This window comes from Thioclava sp. NG1, from assembly GCF_003122275.1.
Classification (GTDB): Bacteria; Pseudomonadota; Alphaproteobacteria; order Rhodobacterales; family Rhodobacteraceae; genus Thioclava; species Thioclava nitratireducens.
On sequence record NZ_QFBB01000035.1, the window covers coordinates 1 to 1,037 of the forward strand.

Sequence of the window (1,037 nt, forward strand, 5' to 3'; positions counted from 1 at the left end):
GCGGGCGCCTGCACCAATCCCAGATATTTTCCGAGGATGATCCGCGCCTTTTGCCAGGCAAGTGCCATCACGACCACCGCTGCCGCCACTGGCCACTTGGCCCAGACCCCCGAGAATGAAAGCAAGGACGAGCCAAGGGTGAGGAGAACAAGCGTGCCAAGCGCGATATAGAGGGACCGGCGTGTCATTGCAGGAGATAGACCACTGGAAAGAGCAGCACCCAGATCAGATCGACCATGTGCCAGAACGCGGTCGCATCCTCGATATTTCCCACATGATCGCGCCACGCCACCAGCAGCAACAGGATGACGCCGGCTGCGACATGCGCGGCGTGAAATCCGGTCAGCAGGAAGTAGAAATTGAAGAAAGGATGCGTGTCCCAGACAATGCCTTGCGCGGCCTTGGACGCGAATTCGGCGCCCTTGATCCAGAGAAATGCCGCGCCGAGCAAAGCGGCACACACAAGAGAAACGCGTGCGCCGCCACGCCTGCGCGATTGCCTCAGATTCAACGCCAGGGCGGCGAAAAAGCCGCTCGTCAGCAAGATAATCGTGTTGGTCGCAGCGGCAGTCCGGTCCAGCGCATTCTGCGCTTCGGCAAAGCCCGTCGGATCCGTGATCCGCACCGACAAGAAAACGATTAACCCGGCCCCGAAAACCAACAATTCGCTGATAATGAGAACCCACATCAAAAGATCGCCGGGCAAATCGTCCAATGCAGTTTGGGTTTGATCCGTCATTCAGCAAGACCTTTGCAAGAGCCTTCGGCCCGTCACAACTCAATTGGCTTCAACCTTCGCCGCCATAATCTCTCACTGCACTATTTGAATGCGCATTGTAAATACCAATTACCGCACACAAGATGACTCGATGCCCTTCTGTCACTTTCACGGTCGAACGAGGGGACCTGTGCGGTCACCGGCTGCGTCGTCGCGCGTTTAGTTTGAGCCACAGCAAAGAAGCCCGCTTCTGTCTGCCTGATAAGAGGGCATGGAACACACAGAAACACTTCGGGCCCTTGGCCTCTTCGATGCGCGC

At 57.2% G+C, this 1,037-nt stretch carries 2 protein-coding genes; both read right to left on the reverse strand.

What is annotated here, in order from left to right; all coding sequences use genetic code 11:
- Window positions 1-188 (reverse strand): hypothetical protein (locus DEM26_RS20780; protein ID WP_233243258.1); only part of this gene is annotated, 188 nt, incomplete at its 3' end.
- A complete protein-coding gene (locus tag DEM26_RS20155) occupies window positions 185-739 on the reverse strand; it encodes a cytochrome c oxidase subunit 3 (protein WP_109173306.1) in 555 nt (184 codons plus the stop codon). The genes DEM26_RS20780 and DEM26_RS20155, both read right to left, overlap by 4 nt.
- Window positions 740-1,037 lie beyond the last annotated feature (298 nt).

Coding starts and splice junctions, on each gene's coding strand:
- DEM26_RS20155 (WP_109173306.1), bottom strand. CDS start 739: ATGACGGATCAAACCCAAACTGCATTGGACGATTTGCCCGGCGATCTT.